The sequence below is a fragment of the Streptomyces sp. Y2F8-2 genome (assembly GCF_014905555.1).
GTDB lineage: Bacteria > Actinomycetota > Actinomycetes > Streptomycetales > Streptomycetaceae > Streptomyces > Streptomyces cynarae.
Genome location: NZ_BNGS01000003.1, coordinates 682,869 through 707,848, shown reverse-complemented (window position 1 = coordinate 707,848; position 24,980 = coordinate 682,869). Strand labels below are relative to the sequence as shown.

Sequence of the window (24,980 nt, the reverse complement as noted above, 5' to 3'; positions counted from 1 at the left end):
GTCGGGCGGGCCTGAGGCGGGCGGGGCGGCCCTTCCAGTGTGCCGCGCCGGGCGGTTCGCCCGGGCGACCCTGTGCCCCGCGCCTTCGTCAGTCGGCATCGTGCCGGTTCTCCCCCAGGTCGTCCCACAGGTATGCGGCGGTTTCGACGCCTTTGAGGAGCAGATCGAGTTCGACCTTCTCGTTCGGGGCGTGCCAGCCGTCGGAGGGGATGGAGATGCCGAGGAACAGGACGGGTGCGCCGAGGACCTCCTGGAGGTCGGCGGCGGGTCCGGACCCGCCCTCGCGAGTGAAGCGGACGGGCTGCTGGAAGGCGCGGCCCATGGCGCGTACGACGGACTGCAGGGCGGGGTGGTCGAGGGGCGTCAGGCAGGGGCGGGTGGCCGAGCCGAACGTGATCTCGTGCCGGATCCCGGCGGGCAGCGCGTCCGCCGCCCAGGCGCGCACCACCTTCTCGATGTGGTCGGGGTCCTGACCCGCGACCAGCCGGAAGGAGAGCTTGACCATGGCGGAGGACGGAATGATCGTCTTGCTGCCGGGGCCCTGGTAGCCGCCGCCGATGCCGTTGACCTCGGCGGTGGGGCGGGCCCAGATGCGCTCCAGTGTGGTGTGTCCGGCCTCCCCGTACGCGGCGGTCGACCGGGCGGTCCGCAGCCACTGCTCCTCGTCGAAGGGCAGTTCGGCGAAGAGTTCGCGTTCGCGGTCGGTGAGGTCGACGACGCCGTCGTAGAAGCCCGGTATCGCTACGCGCGCGTGTTCGTCGTGCAGGGCGGCGACCAGGCGGGCGGCCGCGGTGGCCGGGTTGGGCACGGCGCCGCCGAAGGACCCGGAGTGGATGTCCTGCTCGGGTCCGTACAGGGTGATCTCGCATTCGGCGAGGCCGCGCATGCCGGTGCAGACGGTGGGAGTGTCCGCGGACCACATGCCGGTGTCGGAGACGATCACCGCGTCGGCGGCGAGCCGGTCGGCGTGCTGTTCGACGAGGGTGCGGAAGTTCGGGGAGCCGGATTCCTCCTCGCCCTCGATCAGCAGCTTCAGGTGGACGGCCGGGGCGGTGCGCCCGGTGGCGGCGAGGTGGGCGCGGACGCCGAGTGTGTGGAAGAACACCTGGCCCTTGTCGTCGGCGGCCCCGCGCGCGTACAGGCGGCCGTCGCGGATCACCGGTTCGAAGGGGTCGCTGTCCCAGCCGTCCTCGCGGGCGGCGGGCTGAACGTCGTGGTGGCCGTAGACGAGGACGGTGGGTGCCTGCGGGTCGTGGGAGGGCCACTCGGCGAAGACTGCGGGGGCTCCGGCAGTCGGCCACACCTCGGCGGTCGGGAAGCCGGTCTCCTGGAGCTTGGCGGCGAGCCAGTCGGCACTGCGACGCACGTCCTCCGCGCGCTCGGGCTGCGCGGACACCGACGGGATGCGCAGCCACTCCGCGAGGTCGTCGAGGAAGGCGGCGCGGTGGCTGTCGATGTACGTGCGGACGGCACTGTCCGGGGTCTCGCTCATGGTCACGAGCCTATAGGCCCGCGCCGACATCCTGGTCCGCCGGTTCCCCACCGGAGGGGCCGGCCAGCAACAGCCGCTCGAGGGCGGCCCGGTCCGGGAGTCCTTCGGGACGTACGACCTCGCCACTGCGGACGTACAGGAACGCGGCCCTGACGGCGTCCAGGGGCACGCCCTGCTGCTCGGCCCAGGCGAGCCGGTACAGGGCGAGCTGGAGCGGGTCGGCGGTGCGGGCGCGGCTGGTCTTCCAGTCGACGATCTCGTACTGCGTGCCGTCCTCGCCGTCCACGCGGTACACGGCGTCGATACGGCCCCGCACCACGCGGCCGGCGATGCCGAGCTGGAAAGGTGCCTCGACGCGGTACGGGGTCCGATGGGCGTACGGGGTGCGTTCGAAGGCGTCCTTGAGGGCCTCCAGGTCACGCTCGTCGGCGATCTCGGCGTCGCTGCCGGGCAGCTCCTCCGGCTCCAGCATCGGCAGCCGCAGCGCCTCGAAGCGTGCCTCCACCCAGGCGTGGAACCGAGTGCCCCGGCGCGCCGCCGGCTGCGGGGGGCGGGGCATGGGGCGTGCGAGTTCCTGTGCGAGCCCGTCAGGGTCGGCGGCCAGGCGCAGCACCTGGGAGGCGGTCAGCGACGGTGGCAGCGGCACGTCGGTGACGGCCGCGCGGGCGCGCAGCAGCTCTCCGGTGAGGGCGTCCAGATCGCGGTCCCATGAGGCGATGGTGCGGGCCTCCTCCGGGATGAGCGAGGGGGCGTCCTCGGACGGGTGCCGCCGGGCGTGCGGGACGGTGGGGATGCCGTCGCCCGCTGGTACGCGCGCGTGGGTGGCCGCGGAAGGGGGCGCGGGACGGTGGGTCGTCCAGGAGTCCCAGTCGGAGTCGTCCGCTTCGGCGTGGTCGTCCCAGGCGGCTTCCTCCTCGGCGGGCGGCAACGCGCCGAGGGCGGTTTCCTCCCCGTCGAGGTCGTCGTAGAGGTCCTCGTCGTCCGGCGGTGGCGGCCATTCCGGGTCGTCGTACGCGGAGGGGGCGTGGTCGGCCGCCGGGTGGGCGCCTTCGTGTGAGGCGACCTGCTCCAGGTGGGCGAGTACGGTCGCGGCGGCGGCGCGGCGGCGGGCCAGGGCCGCCTCGTCCAGCGGGAGCGGCCAGGCATGGTCGGTGGCCGCCTCGTGGAGTGCCGGGTTCTCCTCGTCCTCGGCGGGCGGGTCGGCCCACACCTCGATCTCGCCGTGTCCGGCCTCGCAGTGCTCGTAGAGGGCCTGGAGGAAGTCCGAGGGCCCTCGGGGGCGCTTCTGGGCGGGACCCCACCAGTGGCCGGAGCCGAGCAGCAGGGAGCGGGGACGGGTGAAGGTGACGTAGCCGAGGCGCAGTTCCTCGGTGTGCTGGTGCTCCTTCATGGCCTCGTGGAAGGCCTTCAGGCCGCGGGAGTCCCACGTCTCGACGTCGGGCAGGGTGTCGGCGTCGCCGCGCAGCGCGTGCGGCAGCACCTTGCCCTGCGCGGTCCACTTCTCTCGGCCCTGGGCGCTCGGGAAGGTGCCTTTGACCAGCCCGGGGACGGCGACGACGTCCCACTCCAGACCCTTGGACTTGTGCGCGGTGAGCACCTTGACGGTGTTCTCACCACCGGGGAGGGCGTTGTCCAGGCCCTTCTCGTACTGGGCGGCGGTGCGCAGGAAGCCGAGGAACGCGAGAAGACTGGCGTCCGGTTCGTTGGCCGCGAAGGACGCGGCGATGTCCAGGAAGTTCGAGAGGGTCTCGCGGCGGCGGGCCGCGAGCGCGTGCGGGGACGCGGACAGCTCGACCTCCAACCCGGTGACGGCGAGCACGCGGTGCAGGACGTCCATCAGCGGGTCGGCGAGGGAGCGGCGCAGGTCGCGCAGTTCGGCGGCCAGCCGTGCGAACCGTACGCGCGCGTCGGGCGAGAACGGCAGCCCGTCGTCCTCCCGCTCGGCCTCCATGGGCAGTTCGAGGAAGGTGTCGAGGGCATCCGCGAGCGAGATCACCTCGGACGGGTCGACGCCCTCGACGGCGGCGGCGAGCCTGCGGTCCGGGTCCTCGTCGCCGTCCACCCGCGCGTGCGACACGAGAAACCGGGCGCGCCGGCCCAGGAGCGCGAGGTCGCGGGGGCCGATGCGCCAGCGCGGTCCGGTGAGGAGGCGGACCAGGGAGGCGTTGGCGCCGGGGTCCTGCAGGACCTCGCAGACGGCGACGAGGTCGGCGACCTCGGGCAGGTGCAGCAGCCCGGACAGGCCCACGACCTCGACCGGGATGTCGCGTGCGACCAGGGCGCCCTGGATCTGGGCGAAGTCGGTCGCGGTGCGGCACAGGACGGCGATCTCACCGGGAGCGGTGCCGGTGCGCACCAGGTGGGCGAGGGAGTCGGCGATCCAGTCGATCTCCTCGGAGTGGGTGCGCAGCAGGGCGCAGCGCACCAGGCCGTCACGCTCGGCTCCCGGGGCGGGGCGCAGGGCCTCCACGCCCGCGTGCATCGCGCGCAGGGGGGCGGCGAGGCCGTTGGCCAGGTCGAGGAGGCGGCCGCCGCTGCGGCGGTTCTCGCTGAGGGCCTGGCGGGTCGCGGGGCGGCCGTCGGCGTGCGGGAAGTGCTCGGGGAAGTCGTCGAGGTTCGCGACGGAGGCTCCGCGCCAGCCGTAGATCGCCTGGCAGGGGTCGCCGACGGCGGTCACGGGGTGGCCGCTGCCGCCGCCGAACAGTCCGGCGAGCAGGACGCGCTGGGCCACCGACGTGTCCTGGTACTCGTCGAGCAGGACCACGCGGAACTCGTCCCGCAGGATGCGGCCGACCTCGGGGAGGCCCGCGAGCTCGGCGGAGAGGGCGATCTGGTCGCCGAAGTCCAGCAGGTCCCGCTCGCGCTTGGCCGCCCGGTAGCGGATCACCAGCTCGGCCAGTTCCCGGCGGGCGGCGGCCGTCTCGGGAACCTTGCGCAAGTCGGCGTTGGTGAGCCGGACGCCTTCCAGGGTGCGCAGCAGCTCGGCGTCGTGAGCGCGCAGGTCCTCCGGAGTCACGAGGTGCTCGGCCAGTTCGGCGTCGAGCGTGAGCAGGTCTCCGACGAGGTCCGGGAAGGACCGGGTCAGCGACGGATAGGGGCCCGGCGCCTCGCGCAGCACGCGTGCCGCGAGCTGGTAGCGGGTGGCGTCGGCCAGCAGGCGAGAGGTGGGTTCGAGCCCGATGCGCAGGCCGTGGTCGGTGAGGAGCCTGCCCGCGAAGGCGTGGTACGTGGAGATCACCGGCTCGCCCGGCGGATTGTCCGGGTCGATCACGTCCGGGTCGGTGACGCCCGCCTTGATCAACGCCTTGCGGACACGCTCGGCGAGTTCGCCGGCCGCCTTGTTGGTGAAGGTCAGGCCGAGGACCTGCTCCGGGGCGACCTGACCGGTGCCGACGAGCCACACCACGCGGGCCGCCATCACCGTGGTCTTGCCCGACCCGGCTCCGGCCACGATCACCTGCGGGGCGGGCGGCGCGGTGATGCAGGCCGTCTGCTCCGGGGTGAAAGGGATGCCGAGGAGCTCCTTGAGCTGCTCGGGGTCGGTGATACGTGCGGGCATGACGGAGAGGCTATCGGTGGCCACTGACAGTGGGTGCCGAGCTGCCTGCTGCGCCGGACGATGTGCTGGTCAGCACGGGTGGTGCGACTGGTCACACCCGTACTGTCAGTCCACGACCTGCCGGCCCTCCGGCCGCGCGCTGCACGACGCCCGGAACGCGCAGTGCGTGCAGTGCTGCCCGGTGGTCGGCGAGAAACGCTCGTCGAGGACCTTGCCGGCGGCGGTGGCCAGCAGCTCCCCGGCCCACTCGCCTTCCAGGGGGTCCTGCGCCTGCACCTTGGGCAGCGTTTCCCCGCCGTCCTTCCTGGCGGCGCCCTGCCGCAAGTGGACCAGTTCCGCACCGCCCGGCTCGGGACGCCGGCCGCCGAACGCCTCGTCGACGGCGCCCTCGCGCACGGCCAGCTGGTACACCGCGAGCTGCGGGTGACGGTCCACCTCGGCGGCGCTGGGAACCTGCTTGCCGGTCTTGAAGTCGACCACGTAGGCGCGGCCCTCGCCGTCGGATTCCACGCGGTCCATGGAGCCGCGGATCCGCACCTGGTAGTCGCCCGCTTCGAGGGTGACGTCGAAGTCGTGCTCGCTCGCCACCGGGGTGCGCCCGGCGCGGGCGCCATTGGAGTCGACGTGCCACTTCAGGAAGCGTTCGAGCGCCGCGCGCGCGTTGTCCTTCTCCTGGGCGGACTTCCACGGCGCGTCGAAGGCGAGCGCGTTCCACACCGAGTCCAGGCGTTCCATGAGCACGTCCAGGTCGGCGGGGGTGCGACCGGAGGCGACCTCGTCGGCGAGGACGTGCACCACGTTCCCGAACCCCTGCGCGGCGGTCGCGGGCGTGTCGGCCTTCACCTCACGGCCCAGGAACCACTGCAGGGCGCAGGTGTTCGCGAGCTGGTCGAGGGCGCTTCCGGAGAGCACGACGGGCTGGTCGCGGTCGCGCAGCGGCACCTTGCTCTCGGTCGGGTCCCACATGCCCCACCAGCGGTACGGGTGGGCCGACGGCACCAGGGGCCGTCCGTCCTCGTCGGTGAGGGCGGCGAGCCTGGCCAGCCGACGGGCGGCGGCCGCACGGAGGGCGTCGGAGGCGCGCGGGTCGACGGTCGTGGCGCGCAGTTCGGCGACCAGGGCGGCGACGGACAGGGGACGGCGTGGGCGGCCGGCGACGTCCCTGGGTTCGACGCCGAGTTCGGTGAGGAAGCGGGAAGGCTGGTCGCCGTCGTCGGCGGGGGCCTTCACGGCGGTGACGACCAGCCGCTCACGCGCGCGCGTGCAGGCGACGTAGAACAGGCGGCGCTCCTCGGCGAGCAGCGCGCCCGGGGTGAGGGGTTCGGCGAGCCCGTCACGGCCGATACGGTCGGCCTCCAGGAGGGAGCCGCGGCGGCGCAGGTCGGGCCACAGGCCCTCCTGGACGCCGGCGACGACGACCAGGCGCCACTGCAGTCCCTTGGAGCGGTGCGCGGTCATCAGGCGGACGGCGTCAGGACGCACGGCGCGGCGGGTGAGTGTGTCGGCGGCTATGTCCTGGGCCTCTATCTCCTCCAGGAAGTTCAGGGCGCCCCGGCCGCCGGTGCGCTCCTCCGCGCGCGCGGCGGTCGCGAACAGGGCGCACACCGCATCCAGGTCACGGTCGGCGTTGCGCCCGGCCGCGCCGCCGCGCCGGGAGGCGTTCTCCAGGCGCCTGGGCCACGGCGTGCCGTCCCACAGCACCCAGAGGGCCTCCTCTGCGGTGCCGCCGTCCGCGAGCCGCTCGCGGGCCTTCCTGAGCAGCGCACCGAGGCGCTGGGCTCCGCGCGCGTACGCCGGGTCGTGCGTCACCAGCCGCTCGGGTTCGGCCAGCGCCCGGGCGAGCAGGTCGTCGGAGGGCGGGGGTACGGGGTTGCCGGCCGCCCGCTCCTCCTCGCGCAGGGCACGGCCGAGGCGGCGCAGGTCCGCGGCGTCCATGCCGGCGAGGGGGGAGACGAGGAGGGTGAGCGCGGTCTCGGTGTCCAGCCAGGCTTCCGGTTCGGTCCCCTCCTGCTGGGCTTCCTCCGACCCTGTTCGCGACGCCTCCGCCCGCGCCACCGCCCGCAGCGCCGTCAGCAGCGGGGTCACCGCCGGTTCGTTGCGCAGCGGGAGGTCGTCGCCGTCGATGTCCAGGGGAACTCCCGCGGCCGTCAGGGCGCGGCGGACCGTCGGGATCGTGCGCGCTCCGGCGCGCACCAGGACGGCCATCTCGCCCCACGGAACACCGTCCTCCAGGTGCGCCCGGCGCAGGATGTCGGCGATGTTGTCCAGTTCCGTGCCGGGGGTGGGGTACGTGTAGACCTCGACGCGGCCCCCGTCCCGTACGGCGGCGAGTTCCCGGTGGGCGCGTACCTTCTCCGCCGGAAGCCGGGTCAGCGGCATGCGCTGGGTCAGCAGCCGGGTCGCGGCGAGGAGGGCGGCGCCGGAGCGGCGGGACGTCCGGAGGACCTCCACGGGCGCCGGTGCGCCGTCGGTGCGCGGGAAGGCGTGGGGGAAGTCCAGGATGCCGTTCACGTCGGCGCCCCGGAACGCGTAGATCGACTGGTCGGGGTCGCCGAAGGCCACCAGGGTCCGGCCGTCGCCCGCGAGGGCCCGCAGGAGCCGTACCTGAGCGGGGTCGGTGTCCTGGTACTCGTCGACGTAGACCGCGTCGTACTGGCCGGCCAGGCGCTCGGCGACGCCGGGGCGGCAGGCCAGCAGGACCGCACGGTGCACCAGCTCCGCGTAGTCGATCACTCCCTGGAGGTCGAGGACGTCCAGGTACTCGGCGAGGAAGGCGGACGCGGCCTGCCAGTCCGGGCGGCCCGTCCGCTCGGCGAAGCGGCGCAGGGCGTCCGGGCCGAGGCCGAGTTCCCGGCTGCGGGCCAGCACGGCGCGCACCTCGTCGGCGAAGCCACGCGTGGTCAGACAGGCGCGCAGCTCGTCGGGCCAGCGCACGTGTGCGAGGCCGAGGCGCTCCAGATCGGGCTGGCCGGCGAGCAGCTCGCGCACCGCCACGTCCTGCTCGGGGCCGGACAGCAGCCGCAGGGGCTCGGCGAAGAGGCCGCTGTCCTGGTGGGCGCGGACCAGGGCGTAGCAGAACGAGTGGAACGTGGTCGCCTGCGGGGCGTGCGCCGCGCCGGTGCGCAGCGCCATCCGGTCGCGCAGGTCGACGGCGGCCTTGCGGCTGAAGGTGAGCACCAGGATGCGTTCCGGGTCGCCGCCGCGGGCGATCCGGGCGGCGACGGACTCGACGAGCGTGGTCGTCTTCCCGGTGCCCGGACCCGCGAGAACCAGCAGGGGGCCGGACTCGTGCTCAACCACCGCGCGCTGACTCGCGTCCAGTCGAGGGGGATCCACCCGGACGGGCGGGGTACGCACCAGTCGGTAGGCGCCACGGCTCCCCTCCCGCACCCGGGGGTGCGGCAGGCGCCTGGTGGAGGAAGAGGAGCTCACGTGGTTCGCCGGTCCTGGTGGTCGTACTCGTGCTGGTCACTGGCGGCGCGGAACGCCGTCGTCGAGGGATGGTGGTCGGGCGGCGGCCGGCAGGGCTGCCGGGCGTGGCCGGCGGTGGTCACGGGATGAGGGGGACGCGCGCCCTCGACGCTACGCCCGCCCGGTCCGCGGAAGCAGGGCTTCCCCGACCTCCCGCATGCCCCTTTGGTCACACCTGTCACTGCGGTCGCCCCATCCACGAACGTACGCCAGGCCACGCTTGCGCCCTAATTCACCCGTACGAGCGAGGCGTGCCCGTTCGGTGCCTCCGATGCCGGAAGCTGTCAGATGTGACCCTCCGCGCGTTCGACGCCGTCCCAGCGCGCCCGCCTCATGTCGACCCGCGGCAGATGCCCCTCCGAGGCGCGGCCTGCCTCCCGCAGTGGGGTGCCCTCCGCCCGGTAGTGGCCCAGCGCCTCCAGCTCATGGCCCGGGAGCAGTACGCCGTCCGCGCGGATCACACGCCACCAGGGGACCGCTCCGCCGTAGAGGGCCATCACACGGCCCACCTGGCGCGGGCCTCCGTCCTCCAGCCACTCGGCGACGTCCCCGTACGTCATCACGCGCCCCGGCGGAATGCGTTCGGCCACGTCAAGGACCCGTTCCGCGTACTCGGGCAGGGAGTCCGCCGCAAGGTTCTCCTCGCTCATCGCCCCATCCTGCCCCACCCCACCGACAATGTGATGAGAGAGCGGCCGAGCGTGGCCCTCGCCCCGGCGCAGCGCTTCGGGCAGACTGTGCGCCCCCGCATTTGCACCCTGATGCCCCCGTGTGTCGGATGGGCATGCCACCATCGTGCGGGCGGTGACTGGTGATACGAGACCAAGAAGAGACGATGAAGCAGCAGGGCGTGCACCCCGACGGCGCGGAGGGCACCCCTGGGGGTTCGTCGCGCCCTGACACCGCCGCCGCGGGCCATCACGCCGGCGAAGAGGCGAACGAAGAAGCGAACAAGGAGAGGCGCGCCGGCGACCTCACGCGCGACACGACGCCCGACAGCCCCGGCGAGAAGGCGCCCGACAGCGAAAACGGACCCGCCCGGGCACCCGGCGACGACACGCCGCGGACAGCGGCTGCCCATAGGGGACCTCAGCGGGACGAGGAGGGCGCCGACGCCCACAACGACGAGGTGGAGGGCGACGAACCGCTGCTCCCCGCGCGCGTGCACCGTCCCTCGGACCTGATGCGGCTTCTGGTGGGCGTGCTCGGGATCGGGGTGCTGCTCGCGGTCGCCGCGTTCGCGCACGGCACCACGTCGGGGCTCGAGCAGGACATCAACAGGGGCACGGGGCAGGCACCCGATCTGCTGATCAAACTCGCGGGTCTGGCATCGAGCATCGCGATCCTGCTGGTACCGGTCGCCTTCGCGATCGAACGGCTGATCAAGCGGGACGGGGTGCGCATCGCCGACGGCGTCCTCGCGGCGGTCCTGGCCCACGGAGTGACACTCGCCACGGACCTGTGGGTCGCCCGGGCCGCCCCGCCCTCCATCCAGGAAGCGCTCACCCAGCCCTCCCCCGGCGACATCCATGCCCTGACCGATCCGGTGCACGGCTATCTCGCGCCCGTCATCGCCTATATGACCGCCGTGGGCATGTCACGCAGGCCGCGTTGGCGTGCCGTGCTGTGGGTGGTGTTGCTCCTCGACGCCTTCTCGATGCTGGTCACCGGCTACACCACACCGTTCTCCATCATCCTGACGGTGCTGATCGGCTGGAGTGTGGCGGCCGGAACGCTGTACGCGGTGGGCTCGCCGAACGTACGGCCCACCGGGCGGACCCTGATGGCGGGGCTGCGCACCGTCGGCTTCCGCCCCGTGAGCGCGGCGCGCGAGGAGATGCACGACACGGCGGACAACGGCGACCGCGGCCGCCGCTACTTCGTCACTCTGGAGGACGGCCCGCCCCTCGACGTCACCGTCGTCGACCGCGAGCAGCAGGCGCAGGGCTTCTTCTACCGCGTGTGGCGGCGGCTGACGCTGCGCGGGATCACCACCCGGCGCAGCCTGCAGTCGCTGCGGCAGGCCCTGGAACAGGAGGCGCTCCTCGCGTACGCGGCCATCGCGGCCGGCGCCAACGCGCCCAAGCTGATCGCGACCTCCGAGTTGGGCCCCGACGCCGTGATGCTCGTCTACGAGCACACCGGCGGCCGGACCCTGGACCAGCTCGCCGATCAGGAGATCACCGACGATCTGCTGCACGACACCTGGCAGCAGGTGCGGGCGCTGCAGTCGCGGCGCATCGCGCACCGTCGGCTCGCTGGTGACGCCCTCGTGGTGGATCGTTCCGGCACCGTCATCCTGACGGATCTGCGCGGTGGCGAGATCGCGGCCGGTGACCTGGTGCTGCGCATGGACATCGCGCAGTTGCTGACCACACTCGGGCTCCGGGTCGGCGCCGAGCGGGCGGTGGCATCCGCGGTCGACGTGCTCGGCCCGGACGCGGTCGCCGACTGTCTGCCCATGTTGCAGCCCATCGCACTGACCCGCTCCACGCGCGCGACGCTCCGGAGGCTGGCCCGGGAACGGGCCCAGCGCGAGCGGGAAGCGGTCCTCGAGGCGTCCCGGCAGGACAAAGCGGCCCGTGGGGAGGAGACGCACGACGGCTCCGGGGTCGTCCTCGACAAGCCCGACAAGAAGGCGGTACGCGCCGAGCAGCGGGCCGAGAAGCGGGCGATCGACGAGGCACTGGAGGAGGCCCGCGAGGAGGACCTGCTCACCCAGATCCGCCACCAGGTGCTGCGCATCCGGCCGCAGGCGCCGGTGGAGCCGGCCCGTCTGGAGCGGGTCCGGCCGCGCACGCTGATCAGCTTCATGGCGGGCGCCATCGGCGCGTACTTCCTGCTGACGCAGCTCACCCACATCCAGTTCGGCACCCTCTTCGCCAACGCCGAGTGGGGCTGGGTGGCGGCGGCCGTGTTCTTCTCCGCACTGAGCTACGTCGCGGCGGCGATGGCGCTGCTGGGCTTCGTGCCCGAGCGGGTGCCGTTCGTGCGGACCGTGGCCGCGCAGGTCGCCGGGTCCTTCGTGAAGATCGTGGCGCCCGCCGCGGTCGGGGGCGTGGCGCTCAACACGCGCTTCCTCCAGCGCGCGGGGGTGCGGCCGGGGCTCGCGGTGGCGAGCGTGGGCGCCTCCCAGCTGTTCGGGCTGGGCTGTCACATCCTGATGCTGCTGTCCTTCGGATATCTCACGGGCACCGAGAAGACGCCGTCCCTGTCCCCGTCCCGCACGGTCATCGCGGGCCTGCTGACGGTCGCTGTGCTCGTCCTGGTGGTCACGTCCGTGCCGTTCCTGCGGAAATTCGTCGTCACGCGCGTGCGGTCGCTGTTCGCGGGTGTCGTCCCGCGCATGCTCGACGTACTGCAGCGGCCGCAGAAACTGGTCACCGGCATCGGCGGCATGCTGCTGCTGACCGCGTCCTTCGTGATGTGCCTGGACGCCTCGATCCGCGCGTTCGGCCACGAGGAGAGGACCACGCTGAGCCTGGCCAGCGTCGCGGTCGTCTTCCTCGCCGGCAACGCCCTCGGCTCGGCCGCCCCGACCCCGGGCGGTGTGGGCGCGGTCGAGGCGACCCTGACGGTCGGTCTGATCGCCGTCGGCCTCCCCAAGGAGGTCGCGGCTCCCGCGGTGCTGTTGTACCGGCTGCTGACGCTGTGGCTGCCGGTGCTGCCCGGGTGGCTTTTCTTCAACCATCTGACACGCAAGGACGCCCTCTAGGACTGCCGCGTACGGCACGCGCGCGCGTGGGGGCTTACAGGCACATCCGGTGATGCCCTCACCGGCCTTGGGCACAGGCGACACGCGGGGACGGCAGCCGGGAGTCACCCGCACGGACCGCGTCCCGAGCGCACCGGGCCGCGCGGTCGCACGATGGGGACATGCCGAACCGTCTCTCGAAGCGTGCCGCCGCCGTGAGCGCCGCCGCCGTGCTTGTGTCCTCCCTTCTGACGGGCTGCGCCAGCGGCTTCGTGGACGGGGAGCTGTCGAGTCAGAAGCTGATCTGGAACAACTGCCCGGCGCCGTCCGCGTCGGAGGGCGGCGGCACCGCCCCCTCGCCGCTGCCGAACGGCGGACGGTGGCAGTGCGCGACCATGAAGGTGCCCCTGAACTGGGACGACCCCACGAGCGGCACCATCGACATCGCGCTGATCAGGGTCAAGGCCAGCGGCCCCCCGAGCGAGCGAATCGGTTCCCTGGTCTTCAACTTCGGCGGCCCGGGCGGCTCCGGCGTGACCGCGCTGCCCGCCTTCGCACAGGACTACGAGACCCTGCGCACCCGCTACGACCTCGTGAGTTTCGACCCGCGCGGAGTCGGCCGGAGCGCGGGCGTGAAGTGCGAGGACGACCAGCAGCTCGACGCCTTCTTCCAGCAGGACGAGACGCCCGACAACGCTGCCGAGCTGACGGCTTTCCTCAACAGCACCAAGCAGTTCAACAGCGCCTGCCAGAAGTACTCCGGCAGGGTGCTGCCGTATGTGCGCACCACCGACGCGGCACGCGACATGGACCTGCTGCGCCAGGTGCTCGGCGACAGGAAGTTGCACTACTTCGGCATCTCGTACGGCACCGAACTCGGCGGTGTCTACGCGCACTTGTTCCCGAAGAACGTCGGGCGGGCCGTGCTGGACGGGGTCGTCGACCCGACGCAGGACCCGGAACAGAGCGCGCTCGGGCAGGCCAAGGGCTTCCAGCTCGCGCTCGACAACTACGCCCGGGACTGCACCTCCAAGAGCACCGGATGCCCGGTCGGCCGCACCCCGCAGGATGTCGAGAACCGGATCGTCGCCCTGCTGAAGAGACTCGACGCCAAGCCGATCCCCGGAATCTTCCCCCGCAAGCTGACCCAGACCGCCGCGACCAACGGCATCGCACAGGCGCTCTACTCCAAGGACTTCTGGGGCTACCTGACCGAAGGGCTGCAGCGGGCCTACGCGGGCGACGGGGAGGTGCTGATGGTGCTCTCGGACGCGATGAACGGGCGCGACGAGAAGGGCCAGTACAGCAACCTCATCCCTGCGAACGTCGCCATCAACTGCGCCGACGAGAAACCGCGGTACACGCCGGCCGACGTGAAGGCCAAGCTGCCGGAGTTCCGGGCCGCCTCCCCGGTGTTCGGCGACTTCCTGGCCTGGGGCATGCTCAGTTGCACCGGCTGGCCCGTGGCAGGAGCCGCCAACCATCCGAACGTGAGCGCGCCCGGCGCCCCGCCGATCCTCGTGATCGGCAACACCGGCGACCCGGCCACCCCTTACGAGGGCGCCAAGAGGATGGCGGACGCGCTGGGCAAGGGCGTCGGCGTGGAGGTGACCTACAAGGGCCAGGGGCACGGCGCCTACGACAGCAGGAACAAGTGCGTGCAGAGCGTCGTGAACGGCTACCTGCTGAACGGAAAGGTCCCCGCGGCCGGCACCGTCTGCACCTGACCGACGCACCTGCACCCGACCGACCGGCCACCACCCACCCCGGACGAAAATCCCACCCCCATCACGGAAACCCCAGGTCAGATGGTTATCCACAGGCCGACATGGGCTCCGCTCCACCCGCCTACCATGGCCTCATTGCTTTCCGCGGCACCGAGCGGGGAGCGGAGAAGGGGGGTACAGATGTCACGTTTTCCACGGTGGACGGCCGTGATCGCCGCCGCGTTGCTGGTGGCCGGCTGCGGTGGCGGTTCGTCCGGTGGAGGCGGGACCACGGGGCTGCCCGCCTCACTCACCGCGCAGAAGCTCGACTGGGGCCGCTGCAAGGGCACGTCGGCGCCGGGCGGCGACTGGGAGTGCGCCACCCTGAAGGCACCGCTGGACTGGGCGAAGCCCGACGGTGAGACGATCGGCCTGGCGCTGATCCGGTCCCGGGCCGACGGGGGCAACCGGATCGGCTCACTGCTCTTCAACTTCGGCGGTCCCGGCGGCTCCGGGGTCTCGATGATGCCGTCGTTCGCGAACACGGTCTCCACCCTGCACGAGCGGTACGACCTGGTGAGCTGGGATCCTCGCGGCGTCGGAGCCAGCGGGGGGATCCGCTGCCGCAGCGACCAGGCGATCCAGGCCGCCGAGAGCATCGATGTGACACCGGACGACACCGCCGAGGAGAAGGCGTACCTCGATGACGCCGCCGCCTTCGGCAAGGGCTGCGCGAAGGCAGCCGGAAAGCTGCTCGGGCACGTCTCGACGACCGACACCGCGCGGGACATGGACCTGATGCGCCAAGTGCTCGGCGACCGGACGACGCACTACTTCGGCATCTCGTACGGCACCGAACTGGGTGGCGTGTACGCCCACCTGTTCCCGAACAACGTGGGACGCATGGTGCTGGACGCCGTCGTCGACCCCACCGCGGACAGCGTCGGCCACGCGAAGAACCAGGCCCTCGGGTTCCAGCGCGCGCTGGACGACTATCTGAGGTCGACGGGGCAGGACCCGAAGCAGGGCTCCAAGAAGATCACCGAGTTGCTGCGGCGGATCGACGCGAAGCCGCTGCCGACGTCGTCGGGCCGACAGCTCACCCAGACACTGGCCGTCACCGGCATCGTGCTGCCGCTCTACAGCAAGCAGGGCTGGCCCATGCTCACCAGCGCCCTGCAGGCGGCCGAGGCGGGCGACGGTTCCGGGTTGCTGACGCTGGCCGACGACTACAACGAGCGGGACCCGTCGGGCCACTACGGCACCACGACACACGCGCAACGGGTCATATCGTGCCTGGACGACAGGCAGCGGCCGACTCCCGAGTCGGTGAAGAAACTGCTGCCGGAGTTCGAGAAGATCTCACCCGTCTTCGGCGACTTCCTGGGCTGGGACGCAGCGGGCTGGTGCCACGACTGGCCGGTGGCCGGACAGTCCGACCACCCGGTGGTCAGCGCGCCGGGAGCCGCGCCGGTGCTGCTGGTGGGCAACACCGGGGATCCCGCAACGCCCTACGAGGGCGCCCGGAAGATGGCCGACGGGCTGGGCAAGGGTGTCGGGGTGGAGCTCACCTGGAAGGGCGAGGGCCACGGGGCGTACGGAAACGGGAGCACTTGCGTGGACTCCGCGGTGAACGCGTATCTGCTGAACGGGACCGTGCCGAAGGACGGAACGATCTGCTCATGACGACAGCAGGGGCTTCGGACACCCATGACGCCCGAAGCCCCCGCCATCGCAAGGAGGAGATGAGCCGAGGCTCAGTACACCGGCAAGTCAGGGCGCATACGGCGTGACCTGCGCGTTTCCTGCATCCTCACCCCTCCTGGGCCGTCGTGGGGCCGTCATCGGTCTCCGGGCCGTCCGCGAAGGCACGGTTCACGGCCTCTCGGGTCCGCTTCTCACTGCTGGGCATCAGGTGCGTGTAGGTCCGCAAGGTGAAGCCAGGGTCGTGGTGCCCCAGGTACTGGGATACAGCCTTGATGCTCTCCCCCGCGTCCAGCAGGACGGACGCGTAGAAGTGCCTCAGCGCGTGCATTCCGCTCGTCCGGCCACGAGGGACGCCCACGGCATCCAGGGCCGGGCGCCAGGACCAGCGGTTGAAGTCGTTCCGGTTGACCGGGCGGCCCTCATCCCTATGGAAGAGCAGGGACGCTGTGACCGGCGGGCCGTCGGCCTCCCGCCACGGCAGCGTCACAGCGGCGGGCGGGTGCTGGCTGATGTGTTCCTCGACCGACCGGGCAACGCTCTCCGGCAACGGGACCGTACGTGTCTTGCCTCCCTTGGGCGGCGCAAACACGGGGCGGTTGCGGATGAGCTTGACCTGCCGGACCACGAGAACCACTCCCTCGATGAAGTCCACGTCTTCGACCGCCAGTCCCAGCACCTCACCCTGACGCAGGCCGCATCCGCCAGCCAGGTCCACCATGACGCGGTACTGCTCCGGCAGTGCCGAGCGAACCGCGAGCACGCGCTCACGCGACCATGGAACGATCCGGCGAGTGTCGAGCTTCGGCGCACGCACGGACGACGACCGACATGGGTTCTCGGGAATCAAGCGGTCATCGACGGCCGCAGTGAGCATGGTCGAGAAATTCGCGAAGATCACCCGCTGATAGGCGGGTGCGACTCCCCCGTCCTGCAGCTTGCGCAGCCATTCACGGATATGCGTCGGCCGAAGTGAGCCCAGCGTGCGACTGCCCAGGTAAGGCAGGACGTGCAGGCGGATGCGCTGCTCGGTGCCCACGAAGGTGCCAGGGTCCATGGTCAGCGAGGCCAACCAGCGTTCGGCGTGCTGTCGCACGGTGAGGCGACCGGCTTGCGGGTCGATGTACTGCCCGCGCGCCATATCCGTCTCGATCTGTGCGAGCCACTGTTCAGCGAGCCGCTTCTGACGGTCGGGGAAGCTCTTCGACTTCTCGGTGCCGTCCGGGCCGACGTAGCGGGCGCGGTAGCGCAGGCCGGTGCCGTACCGCTCGGTCTTGACCTTGACGACCTTGCCGTCCGGCCCCGTCTCGGTTCGATACCAGCGGTCTTGGATGTGCCCGGCCATCAGGCAGCCTCACCGAGCTGGGCGTCCACCCAGGCCCGTACGTCGTTCGGGTCGAAGCGCAGGTGCCGGCCGACGCGGAAGCCGCGGGGACCGGTGTGCTTGCGGCGCCACTGGTAGACGGTCTCGACACTGGGGAGCTCGAACATCTCGACCAGGTCCTCAGGGGTCAGGAACCGGTTCGGCAGCTCTGAGGCCATGGTCAGCACTCCCTTTCGTCGGTGAGTTGGTCGCGTAGGGCTTCGCGGGCGGTTTCGCGGTTGGTCTGGATCTGGCGGGCGATGGTGGCGGCGAGGGCGGATTCGCCGGGGGTGTGGCCGTGTCCGGCGTATTGCCAGTCGGCGAGGACGAGCACGGTGTCCGGCTCCAGGTCGTCCAGGCCGAGGGCTTCGCGTTCTTGGGCGGCGCGGTAGTCGGCGCGTTCCTGGCGGAGGGCGCCGAGCGTGGTGGAGTAGCGGCGGGACTTCGTGGAGAAGTGGCCGCGGAAGCCCAACATGTGAGCCCAGGCCCACAGGCGGCGGTCCGGGTACAGGGGATCGAGCACCTTGCAGGCCTCGATGAGGCGGCGCGTGTGGTCGGGGACCTGGTGGCGGTCGAGTTCGGAGAGTTCGCCGATGCGGCGGTCGAGGGTGCCGGTGTTCTCGGCGGCTTTGGTGGCGTACTTGGCCACGTAGGAGGCCACGGCCTGTTCGGTGATTTCGGAGCCGTCGCCGAAGGCCTTCACGGGCCGGACGTCGAGCTGGGCGCCCCAGCGGAAGGTCCGGGCGGGCTGGTCCTCGGCGGCCGGAACCGAGACCGAGGTATACGAGTGCGCGGCAGCCGCGCGGATCGCGTCGGCGAGGAGGTCGACCGTCGCCCAGGCCGGGGGCGGGGTGTCCGGGCCTTCCGGACCGTCGAGACGGATCACTGCATGGAAGTGCAGTGCGCCGCGCTTCTGGAACTCGGCGACCTTGCCGTACGAGACGCGGAGGTGGTCGGGGAGCTCCCGGCGGGTGATGCCGGCGCGGGCAGCGATCTCGCGCCGCAGGCGGGTGGTGAAGCGCTGCCATAGCTGCCCGGCGTGGTTGTTGAACAGCACGGCGCCCCCGTAGTCGTACATCTCCGGATCAAGGGCAGTACCGAGGGCGGGATCGTCGGCAGGGTGGCGGGTGCCGCACCGGCAGACGCCATGGTCGGGGCGGTTGTGGACCGGGCCGAAGGACGGGGCAGTGAGGGTGGCGAAGACGCGGGGGTGATCGCGGATGGTTGAGGGGATGTCGCGGCGGTCGTCGCCCGCGAGCCCGGCGCGGATGAGGTGGTAGGTGTCGCCCGCATAGGTCCAGGCGCAGGCCGGGCAGCGGGAGGCGCGGCGGTTGCCGCAGGCGACGCGGAGGCGTCCGCCGGGCTCGCTCTCGGTGCTGTAGTGGTGCAGGGTCTCGCCGGTGACCTTGTCCTTGTGGAGGACCCAGCCGCGCAGGTGGATGGGATCGGCGCAGCCGCCGGTGCGGCGGATCTGGTCTTCCCAACGGGTGTAGTCGGGGGCCGAAGCCACCCTCAGCAGGTCGCCGAGGGTGGTCGGGTCGAGCAGCGTGTCAGGCACCGGCGCCCTCCCGGACGCGGCGGGTGCGGGTGATGCCCAGGCCGTCGCAGGCCGGGCAGTGCGCGGTGATGGTGCGCAGGTGGCCGTGTCGGTCGCGGCCGCCGACGGTGATGGCGACGGAGGCGAAGCCGTCGCAGTTCGGGCAGATGCGGGGCGGCGGTGTGGTGCGGTCGGTCATGCTGGGAGTTCCTTCCGGTTGCGAGATCGGACAGGGGCACGGCTCCCGGGCGGCGGATGCTTGGCGGTATCGAGGCCGCCCGGGGGCCGGTCAGCGGCGCTCGGCGTCGGCGTTGATCAGGGAGCGGATCACCAGGGCGCAGACGGCGACGGACGCGCCGGTGATGGCGACCGCGAGGAGCATCGAGACGAGGACGGCGCCGACGACCAGGACCACGGCGGTGCCGCCGCCGACGAGCGCGAGCACGGCTCCGGGTGTCAGCTGGACCGTGGGGCGGGACGAGGCAGGCGCGGCCGGAACGGGAGTCGGGGCCTGCTGGACCACGACAGTCGGCTCGACGGGCGCGGGCGGGGTGACGAGCCCGGTCGGCGTGGGCATGGTCGGGACCTTGGGGCGGAGCACGGGAATCTCCCTTCTGAGGTTGGTTACTTGACGGCGGTGTCGATCACGGGAGCGAGCAGGCTGTCGGCGAGGAGGTAGCCGCCCAGCAGGAGCACGACGACGAGCCACCAGGGCGGGCGGATGAGCTTGACGCCGAGCCATCCGACGACGAGCAGCGCGAGCCAGAGGGGAACCTGCATGAGGGACACCTCCTAGCGGACCGTGCAGCGGTGGGTGCGGGCGGCGAGCTGGGCGGCGGACTGGCTGGAGTAGTCGGCGGACCAGCCGCAGCGGTCGGCGGTGCACACGGCGGCGTGCTTGGTCCGGCCGTTGCGGTCGCGGTAGGTGCCGATCTGCACCGGGCCGATCCGCATCACGGAGTGGAAGTGGTCGCGAGCGGGCATGCTGGGCGGTTCTCCTTCCGGGTCAGGTGAGTTGGGCCGCGATGGCGTCGGCGAGCTGCGGCGGGACGCCGAGGCGGGCGCGAAGGGTTTCGACGTCGATCCGGGTCCCGGTGCGGGCCTTGTGGTCGTCGGCGACCTTGCGGGCGTGGTTGACGAGGACGGCCGGAACCGCGGGCGCCAGGTCGGCGGCGGGAAGTGCCGGGGCTTCCTCCGAGGCCGCAACCGGGGTGGAGTCCGGCTCCAGATCGGGATCGGGGGTGGACTCCGCTTCGGGTGCGGGGGCCGGGGCTGCGGGTGCCGGCGGAACCGGCACCCGGTCCCCGACCGAGTGGGCGAGGAGGGTGCCACCGAGGAAGGCCAGCGCAGGCCATCCGGCGACACCGAGACGGAGCAGGGCGGGCGGGTTGGCCAGGTCGAGGAATCCGGCGGTGGCGACGTTGGCCCCGAGGGAGGCGAACAGGGCGATCAGGAACCAGCACCAGGCCAGCCGGGACGGTCCGTCGCTGCGGAGCCGTCGCCAGGCGGCGACCAGGAGCAGGTCGACGCTGATCGGGTAGGCCCAGGCCTTCCACCCGCTCTGTCCGGCAGCGGCGGCCAGGTCGTGCAGGTGGGCGAAGGACAGGGCTCCGGCGATGACGGCCTGGACCAGGACGGCGTCAACACGGAAGACGGGGCGGCCCATCAGGAATCCTCGCCGGGGTAGTCGGGGCCGTCGTTGGGGTCGTAGCCAGGCGGGAAGAGGCCGGGCGGCGGCTCGGGCAGCGAAGCGGCCAGCGACGGGCCGATGGCCTCGATGAAGCCCTGGTCAGCGCCGGGCGTGTGGGCGTAGTGGCCGAGCTGGAGGAGCAGCAGCACCGTACGGGCGAAGTCCTCGCGGTGAGGGCACATGGCGGGGCTCTCCCTTCGTCAGGCATGGCAGAGGTAGGGACCTGGCGCGAAGCGGTCGCGCCGACCGTGGAACGGGAAGGTCAGGCCGTCACTGGAGCGGCCTTGGACAGCGGCGCCGAGGCCGCAGGGATGCCCGGCAACACCGGCCGGAAGGGCGCCAGCTCCGGCAGGTCGGTTGCCAAGTCGGCGTGCCGGTTGCAGATGTTCACGGCCTGCCGCAGCGAGGTGTGCGGGGCGCGGATGCGGTGCCAGCCGCCGGTCGAGTCGCCCGCGATGGCGACGCCGCGCATGTCCGCGGGGATCTGGATGGCGGCCAGCACGGCGTCCGGGGAGATGTCACCGAAGGCCATGTTGGCGCTGGTTTCGTCGTTGACGCGGTGGGCGGTACGGCCGGTGAGCTGGGCACGGAGCATGGTGATGCCCTTGCCGAGTTCGGAGCCGAAGCGCTGTCCGCAGATCTCGAGGTAGATGCCGGCCGCGCGGCCGAGCTGGGCCAGCCGGGCGAGTGCGGTGATGATCCGGTCCCGGCGCTTCTCTTCTTCCTTGTTGGCGAAGAGGGCGAGTTCGGCAACCTCGTCGACCAGGACCACGATGGGGGTGGGGCGCAGGTCATCGGGCAGGTCCCAGATGTCGGCCGCGATGTCGGCGTCGGGTACGTCTGAGGTGATGCGCTGTTCGGCGCGGATGAGCTGGTACACGCCTTCCATACGGGCCACGAGCGCGTCGAGCAGTTCGGCGGCGGTGTCGGGGTTGTCGGCGAGTGCGGAGAAGCGGCGGGCCAACGGGTACAGCTCGACCCCCTGCTTGCAGTCGATGCCGACCAGGGCGACGTCCATCGGGGCCAGCCCGGCGACCAGGTTGCGCTGGTAGACGGACTTGCCGGACTCGGTGGCGCCGAGGGTGAGCGCGTGGGGTATCGCCCGGTAGTCCCGGTAGTGGACCGAGCCGTCCTCACGTAGCGCCACCGGAACCCGCATCGGGCGGGTGTCGGTCTTGGCGGGCATCTGCACCCGCTTGAGCACGTCGTAGCCGGTCATCCGTACCTCAACCACACCTGAGCGCAGCTCACGCGAGGTGACGCCGTACATCCCGAAGGAGTGCCGCAGCCGGTCAGTGGCGGCGGCGACGTCGAAGGCGTCCTGCCCGGGCCGGAGCTTGAGCCGGAGGACCAGGCCGGTCCTGGTCGGCCGAAGGCGCAGGATGCGCGGCGGGCGGGACTCCGGAACGGGCCGGTTGGTGGCCCGGGCTAAGGCCAGGCGCCAGCGCGAGGGCGGGACGGTCAACCCGCAGGCGTCCATGACGGAGGCGTAGCGGACCAGGACCCGCAGCGCGGCGAGGGAGACGCCGAAGGTCAGCCAGTACCAGGCGGGGCGCCGCCACCGCAGGAGAACCGCAGTGGCGACGACCAGCACGAGCGCGACCGTGAAGGCGGTCATGGTCAGGCCGCCTTGGGCTTCGCGGCAGCGGCGGCGAGCGAGGTGACGGCGACCGCGCGGAACGCGATCCCGTGCCGCTTCTGGCCGTTGAAGTCGTTCTCCCAGGGCCGGGCGATCAGGCCCGTGAGGGCGACCGGGGTGCCCATGGTCAGCTCACCGGAGATGCCGGGCTCGGGGACGGTGATGGACAGGATCTCGACCTCGTCGTTCGCCGCGAACATCACGTCGACCGTCATCAGCTTCGCACCGGTTTCGGCGTCGGTGGCGATCTCGCCGGTACGGCGGTCCTTGACCTTGGGCTGCGGGGTCTTGGCGACCATCACGGTCGCGGCGGAGGTGTCGACGGGAATCTGACGCACAGCAGATCACTCCTCTACAGAGGCTGGACTCCGTCACTCATGTACATGAGTGACATGAAGAAGAGTGCATGACTCCTATACATGAGTCAACCCGCCGCGAAGAAGAACTCGCGGCGGGTTGCGCGGAGTTGAGTGCGCGTCAGTCGGCGGCGGGGATGCGGTACTCGAAAACGAACTGGTCAGCGGCCATGAGCGTGTCGCAGACCTCGACCACCTGACCCTCGGTCGTACGAGCCTCGCGGATCAGATGAACCACCGGCGCCCCGGGGCTGAGTGCCAGCTCGGATGCCTCCGCCTTGGAGGCCGTACGCGCCTGGAGCGTCTCGACGAACTCCGCGAACTCGTGCCCGTGGTCTTCGAGTCGGGCGTAGATGCCACCGCCGCCAGGGTTCTCGGCGAACAGCTCAGGGATGTCTTTGACCACGTCCCACGGGAGGTACGACGTCGCCGTCTCGACGGGGGTGCCGTTGCGGAAGTAGAGACGACGCCGGGCAAGCACCTGGGTGCCGGCGGAGACGCCCAGCCGTGCGGCGGCATCCTCGGGGGCCTCCATGGGGCCGATGTAGAGGACGCTCACCTTGGCCGTGGCTCCAGACTGCTCGGACTCGGCCAGATACGCAGCCTTGCCACCCCGGCGGAGTGAGCGCCGGAAGCGGTCGGAGGAGCGATGCCGTACCGGCGGGCGATCCTTCACCATCGAGCCCTTGCCATGCCGAGTCTCGACGAGACCGCTCGCACGCACCTCGACCATGGCCTTACGAATCGTGCCGCCCGAGACGCCGTAGCGCTCCACCAGTTCGGACTCACTCGGCACCATGTCACCAGGCTTGAGGACGCCCGCCCGGATCTGCTGCACGATCTCGTCGGCGATCTGCACGTACCGAGGTACGGACCTCTCACCTCCTACCGCTGTTCCCATAGTCCTTCTCTTCCTCCTATGCTCCTGTACATGAGTAACAGCGCCCAGGAAGGCCAGTCAACGCCCCTCCACTCCGTGTCCGTAGCCGGGGTGGTGGTGCGCGAAGACGGACGCCTCCTGGCGATCCGCCGCGCCGACAACGGCACTTGGGAACTCCCCGGCGGCATCCTCGAACTCGACGAGACCCCCGAGGCGGGCGTCGCCCGCGAGGTCCTGGAGGAGACCGGCATCCACGTCGAGGTGGACGAACTGACCGGGGTCTACAAGAACACGACGCGCGGCATCGTCGCCCTGGTCTTCCGCTGCAAGCCCTCCGGCGGCAATGAACGCACGTCCATGGAGTCCACCGCGGTCGAGTGGCTCACCCCCGACCAGGTCAGCGAGCGCATGTCCGAGGTCTTCGCGATCCGCCTTCTGGACGCCTTGGACGGCAACGGCCCGCACGTCCGGAGCCACGACGGACGGCGACTCATCCCAGCGGGATAAGACTTTCCCTACTTCATCAAGGCCCGCGCACAGCGCGGGCGCGCGCCGCCTCTGCGGCGCGGCCTGCCTCCTGTCTCCGCCCCGGCTGGCCGCGCCCGGCGGCGCGCTGCGTGCATGCGGGCAGAGGTAGGAAACCCTCTGTGGCTGAGGCCGGTCGGCTCCACGGCTTTAGGCAGCCACTTTGGCGCGAGCCTCGAAGATCATGGCCCCAACGTCGTGCTTTACCGGGCAGGTCCAGAGACTGCCCGACGCGCCGCAAGCTTACGGGGCCATGATCACTCGCACCAAAGCAGCTCCAGCCCAAAGCCGCTCCACCGACCTGCGTGAAAACCTGCACCCGACACCTGGCCGGTCTGCCAGACTGAGTCGATCAGTTCGACGGAGGGGGCACAATATGGAGAATGAAGACGACGCGCTCGACGTAGTTCCTGACTTCGCCACCACAGCCGCTTGGGCTTTCTATAAGCATCATCACGCCCAGATGCTTTATATGACTTCAGCCAGCATGGTGTTTCGCGAGTTCGAGTCTCTGGTGGAGCGGCTGGGCGTAGCCTTCGCGGACGTCTCTCCCGATGGCCCAGAGAAGCGATTTCCTCACTGGTATGAGAAGCGCGCTCAATTCAAGGAAACCCTTCATAAGAACTTGCCCATGGTCTCCGAGTACGGCATGACTCGGTGCGTTGAGAATTTCCTCTCCTATGTTTCCGATGTCCTCACGGAGACTCTAGTGAGCAGCCCAGCACTCCTCAAGAGCCAGGAGCAAGTGACATACGAGGAAGTTCTTGCCCACGACTCGATCGAAGCGTTCGCGGCATGGGCGGCAGAGCGACGCATCAGCCAACTGTCATACAAAGGCTTAGAGGATATCGCCGCTTACATCGAGAAGCGACTGGGACTGAAGATTCATGAAAGCGATAAGCATTGGATGCTACTCAGGCGCGGCGTCGCAATTCGGAACCTAGCGGTGCATAGACGAGGGATTATCGACGAGCGTTTCATGCGCATCGTACCCGATGCCAAGAAAGGTGAACGCTACAGATTCAACTTGCGCGAATACATTGCCGTCGCCAGCAGCGCGATCAGGGTTGTAATCGACTTCGATACCAAAGTGGCCGCGAAGTTCGGTCTTGCTCGCATATCGAAAGACGACTCCGGGGTACTTGAGCTGTACTCTCACCTTGTGCCCGGAGAGCGTAAGCAGGCCGCGCCGTCCTTGGGTCGTGCGGGGGCGCTCAACGACGACCAACGCTGAACAGCGAGGAGTGACGCGGACCGCCACAGAGACCCGCGCGTCGGCGACCCTGCTGGTCACCTTTCGTCCAGTTATGCGATCTTCCAAACTGGCGCCCCGGGATCCGGGCGCGGCGGCGCTTGACTGGGTT

At 71.1% G+C, this 24,980-nt stretch carries 22 protein-coding genes; 5 read left to right on the top strand and 17 right to left on the bottom strand.

What is annotated here, in order from left to right:
* Positions 1–88: 88 nt before the first annotated feature.
* From SY2F82_RS13210 to SY2F82_RS13195, 5 genes are all read right to left on the bottom strand, one after another.
* On the bottom strand, positions 89–1,492 hold the full coding sequence (locus tag SY2F82_RS13210; RefSeq protein ID WP_200419199.1) for a dipeptidase: 1,404 nt from the start codon (positions 1,490–1,492) through the stop codon (positions 89–91).
* Positions 1,493–1,502: 10 nt separating this feature from the next.
* The gene (locus SY2F82_RS13205; RefSeq protein WP_200419198.1) at positions 1,503–5,051 is read right to left on the bottom strand and encodes an ATP-dependent DNA helicase; all 3,549 of its coding nucleotides are present in this window, start codon (positions 5,049–5,051) and stop codon (positions 1,503–1,505) included.
* 105 nt (positions 5,052–5,156) lie between these two features.
* Entirely contained in the window at positions 5,157–8,483 is a 3,327-nt protein-coding gene (locus tag SY2F82_RS13200; RefSeq protein ID WP_200419197.1) for an ATP-dependent DNA helicase, read from the bottom strand.
* The gene (locus SY2F82_RS39505) at positions 8,480–8,605 is read right to left on the bottom strand and encodes a hypothetical protein (RefSeq protein WP_268980387.1); all 126 of its coding nucleotides are present in this window, start codon (positions 8,603–8,605) and stop codon (positions 8,480–8,482) included. Before SY2F82_RS39505 ends, SY2F82_RS13200 begins: the two co-directional genes overlap by 4 nt.
* Before the next feature lie 201 nt (positions 8,606–8,806).
* Complete coding sequence (locus SY2F82_RS13195; protein WP_200419196.1) at positions 8,807–9,172, bottom strand: MGMT family protein; 366 nt, start codon at positions 9,170–9,172, stop codon at positions 8,807–8,809.
* Between the two features lie 185 nt (positions 9,173–9,357).
* Between SY2F82_RS13195 and SY2F82_RS13190 the strand changes: the two genes are divergently transcribed.
* The 3 genes from SY2F82_RS13190 to SY2F82_RS13180 all read left to right on the top strand — a co-directional run bounded on the left by SY2F82_RS13190 (position 9,358) and on the right by SY2F82_RS13180 (position 15,608).
* A complete protein-coding gene (locus tag SY2F82_RS13190; RefSeq protein WP_200419195.1) occupies positions 9,358–12,237 on the top strand; it encodes a lysylphosphatidylglycerol synthase transmembrane domain-containing protein in 2,880 nt (959 codons plus the stop codon).
* Between the two features lie 161 nt (positions 12,238–12,398).
* Entirely contained in the window at positions 12,399–13,943 is a 1,545-nt protein-coding gene (locus SY2F82_RS13185; RefSeq protein WP_200419194.1) for an alpha/beta hydrolase, read from the top strand.
* A 180-nt stretch (positions 13,944–14,123) separates the two neighbouring features.
* A complete protein-coding gene (locus SY2F82_RS13180; RefSeq protein ID WP_200419193.1) occupies positions 14,124–15,608 on the top strand; it encodes an alpha/beta hydrolase in 1,485 nt (494 codons plus the stop codon).
* 127 nt (positions 15,609–15,735) lie between these two features.
* Here the strand turns inward: SY2F82_RS13180 and SY2F82_RS13175 are convergent, their stop codons facing one another.
* The 12 genes from SY2F82_RS13175 to SY2F82_RS13120 form a co-directional block, all read right to left on the bottom strand.
* Entirely contained in the window at positions 15,736–16,971 is a 1,236-nt protein-coding gene (locus SY2F82_RS13175; protein WP_200419192.1) for a site-specific integrase, read from the bottom strand.
* Positions 16,971–17,168, bottom strand: coding sequence for an AlpA family transcriptional regulator (locus tag SY2F82_RS13170; protein ID WP_200419191.1), 198 nt, complete (start codon positions 17,166–17,168; stop codon positions 16,971–16,973). The genes SY2F82_RS13175 and SY2F82_RS13170 overlap by 1 nt, the downstream gene beginning before the upstream one ends.
* Before the next feature lie 2 nt (positions 17,169–17,170).
* Complete coding sequence (repSA, locus tag SY2F82_RS13165; protein ID WP_200419190.1) at positions 17,171–18,547, bottom strand: replication initiator protein RepSA; 1,377 nt, start codon at positions 18,545–18,547, stop codon at positions 17,171–17,173.
* Positions 18,540–18,725 carry a hypothetical protein gene (locus SY2F82_RS13160; protein ID WP_200419189.1) on the bottom strand — a complete coding sequence of 62 codons (186 nt, stop codon included), beginning with the start codon at positions 18,723–18,725 and terminating at the stop codon, positions 18,540–18,542. The genes repSA and SY2F82_RS13160 overlap by 8 nt, the downstream gene beginning before the upstream one ends.
* 90 nt (positions 18,726–18,815) lie before the next feature.
* Positions 18,816–19,127 (bottom strand): SpdD-like protein, encoded by a 312-nt coding sequence (locus tag SY2F82_RS13155; RefSeq protein ID WP_200419188.1) that lies wholly within the window; start codon positions 19,125–19,127, stop codon positions 18,816–18,818.
* A gap of 23 nt (positions 19,128–19,150) precedes the next feature.
* Complete coding sequence (locus SY2F82_RS13150; protein ID WP_200419187.1) at positions 19,151–19,306, bottom strand: hypothetical protein; 156 nt, start codon at positions 19,304–19,306, stop codon at positions 19,151–19,153.
* Positions 19,307–19,318: 12 nt separating this feature from the next.
* Positions 19,319–19,510, bottom strand: a complete 192-nt coding sequence (locus tag SY2F82_RS13145) for a mobile element transfer protein (RefSeq protein WP_200419186.1) — start codon at positions 19,508–19,510, stop codon at positions 19,319–19,321.
* Between the two features lie 22 nt (positions 19,511–19,532).
* The gene (locus tag SY2F82_RS13140; protein ID WP_200419185.1) at positions 19,533–20,192 is read right to left on the bottom strand and encodes a DUF2637 domain-containing protein; all 660 of its coding nucleotides are present in this window, start codon (positions 20,190–20,192) and stop codon (positions 19,533–19,535) included.
* A complete protein-coding gene (locus tag SY2F82_RS13135) occupies positions 20,192–20,398 on the bottom strand; it encodes a hypothetical protein (protein WP_200419184.1) in 207 nt (68 codons plus the stop codon). The genes SY2F82_RS13140 and SY2F82_RS13135 overlap by 1 nt, the downstream gene beginning before the upstream one ends.
* A gap of 80 nt (positions 20,399–20,478) precedes the next feature.
* Positions 20,479–21,834, bottom strand: coding sequence for an FtsK/SpoIIIE domain-containing protein (locus SY2F82_RS13130; protein WP_200419183.1), 1,356 nt, complete (start codon positions 21,832–21,834; stop codon positions 20,479–20,481).
* 2 nt (positions 21,835–21,836) lie between these two features.
* Positions 21,837–22,193 carry a hypothetical protein gene (locus tag SY2F82_RS13125; RefSeq protein WP_200419182.1) on the bottom strand — a complete coding sequence of 119 codons (357 nt, stop codon included), beginning with the start codon at positions 22,191–22,193 and terminating at the stop codon, positions 21,837–21,839.
* A gap of 139 nt (positions 22,194–22,332) precedes the next feature.
* Complete coding sequence (locus SY2F82_RS13120; RefSeq protein ID WP_200419181.1) at positions 22,333–23,112, bottom strand: GntR family transcriptional regulator; 780 nt, start codon at positions 23,110–23,112, stop codon at positions 22,333–22,335.
* Between the two features lie 18 nt (positions 23,113–23,130).
* On the opposite strand from SY2F82_RS13120, the gene SY2F82_RS13115 reads away from it, so the two are divergent.
* Positions 23,131–23,598, top strand: coding sequence for an NUDIX hydrolase (locus tag SY2F82_RS13115; RefSeq protein WP_200419180.1), 468 nt, complete (start codon positions 23,131–23,133; stop codon positions 23,596–23,598).
* 394 nt (positions 23,599–23,992) lie between these two features.
* On the top strand, positions 23,993–24,850 hold the full coding sequence (locus SY2F82_RS13110) for a hypothetical protein (RefSeq protein WP_200419179.1): 858 nt from the start codon (positions 23,993–23,995) through the stop codon (positions 24,848–24,850).
* Positions 24,851–24,980: the final 130 nt, after the last annotated feature.

Coding starts and splice junctions, on each gene's coding strand:
- SY2F82_RS13210 (WP_200419199.1), bottom strand. CDS start 1,492: ATGAGCGAGACCCCGGACAGTGCCGTCCGCACGTACATCGACAGCCAC.
- SY2F82_RS13205 (WP_200419198.1), bottom strand. CDS start 5,051: ATGCCCGCACGTATCACCGACCCCGAGCAGCTCAAGGAGCTCCTCGGC.
- SY2F82_RS13195 (WP_200419196.1), bottom strand. CDS start 9,172: ATGAGCGAGGAGAACCTTGCGGCGGACTCCCTGCCCGAGTACGCGGAA.
- SY2F82_RS13190 (WP_200419195.1), top strand. CDS start 9,358: ATGAAGCAGCAGGGCGTGCACCCCGACGGCGCGGAGGGCACCCCTGGG.
- SY2F82_RS13185 (WP_200419194.1), top strand. CDS start 12,399: ATGCCGAACCGTCTCTCGAAGCGTGCCGCCGCCGTGAGCGCCGCCGCC.
- SY2F82_RS13180 (WP_200419193.1), top strand. CDS start 14,124: ATGTCACGTTTTCCACGGTGGACGGCCGTGATCGCCGCCGCGTTGCTG.
- SY2F82_RS13175 (WP_200419192.1), bottom strand. CDS start 16,971: ATGGCCGGGCACATCCAAGACCGCTGGTATCGAACCGAGACGGGGCCG.
- SY2F82_RS13170 (WP_200419191.1), bottom strand. CDS start 17,168: ATGGCCTCAGAGCTGCCGAACCGGTTCCTGACCCCTGAGGACCTGGTC.
- SY2F82_RS13160 (WP_200419189.1), bottom strand. CDS start 18,725: ATGACCGACCGCACCACACCGCCGCCCCGCATCTGCCCGAACTGCGAC.
- SY2F82_RS13150 (WP_200419187.1), bottom strand. CDS start 19,306: ATGCAGGTTCCCCTCTGGCTCGCGCTGCTCGTCGTCGGATGGCTCGGC.
- SY2F82_RS13145 (WP_200419186.1), bottom strand. CDS start 19,510: ATGCCCGCTCGCGACCACTTCCACTCCGTGATGCGGATCGGCCCGGTG.
- SY2F82_RS13140 (WP_200419185.1), bottom strand. CDS start 20,192: ATGGGCCGCCCCGTCTTCCGTGTTGACGCCGTCCTGGTCCAGGCCGTC.
- SY2F82_RS13135 (WP_200419184.1), bottom strand. CDS start 20,398: ATGTGCCCTCACCGCGAGGACTTCGCCCGTACGGTGCTGCTGCTCCTC.
- SY2F82_RS13130 (WP_200419183.1), bottom strand. CDS start 21,834: ATGACCGCCTTCACGGTCGCGCTCGTGCTGGTCGTCGCCACTGCGGTT.
- SY2F82_RS13120 (WP_200419181.1), bottom strand. CDS start 23,112: ATGGGAACAGCGGTAGGAGGTGAGAGGTCCGTACCTCGGTACGTGCAG.
- SY2F82_RS13115 (WP_200419180.1), top strand. CDS start 23,131: ATGCTCCTGTACATGAGTAACAGCGCCCAGGAAGGCCAGTCAACGCCC.
- SY2F82_RS13110 (WP_200419179.1), top strand. CDS start 23,993: ATGGAGAATGAAGACGACGCGCTCGACGTAGTTCCTGACTTCGCCACC.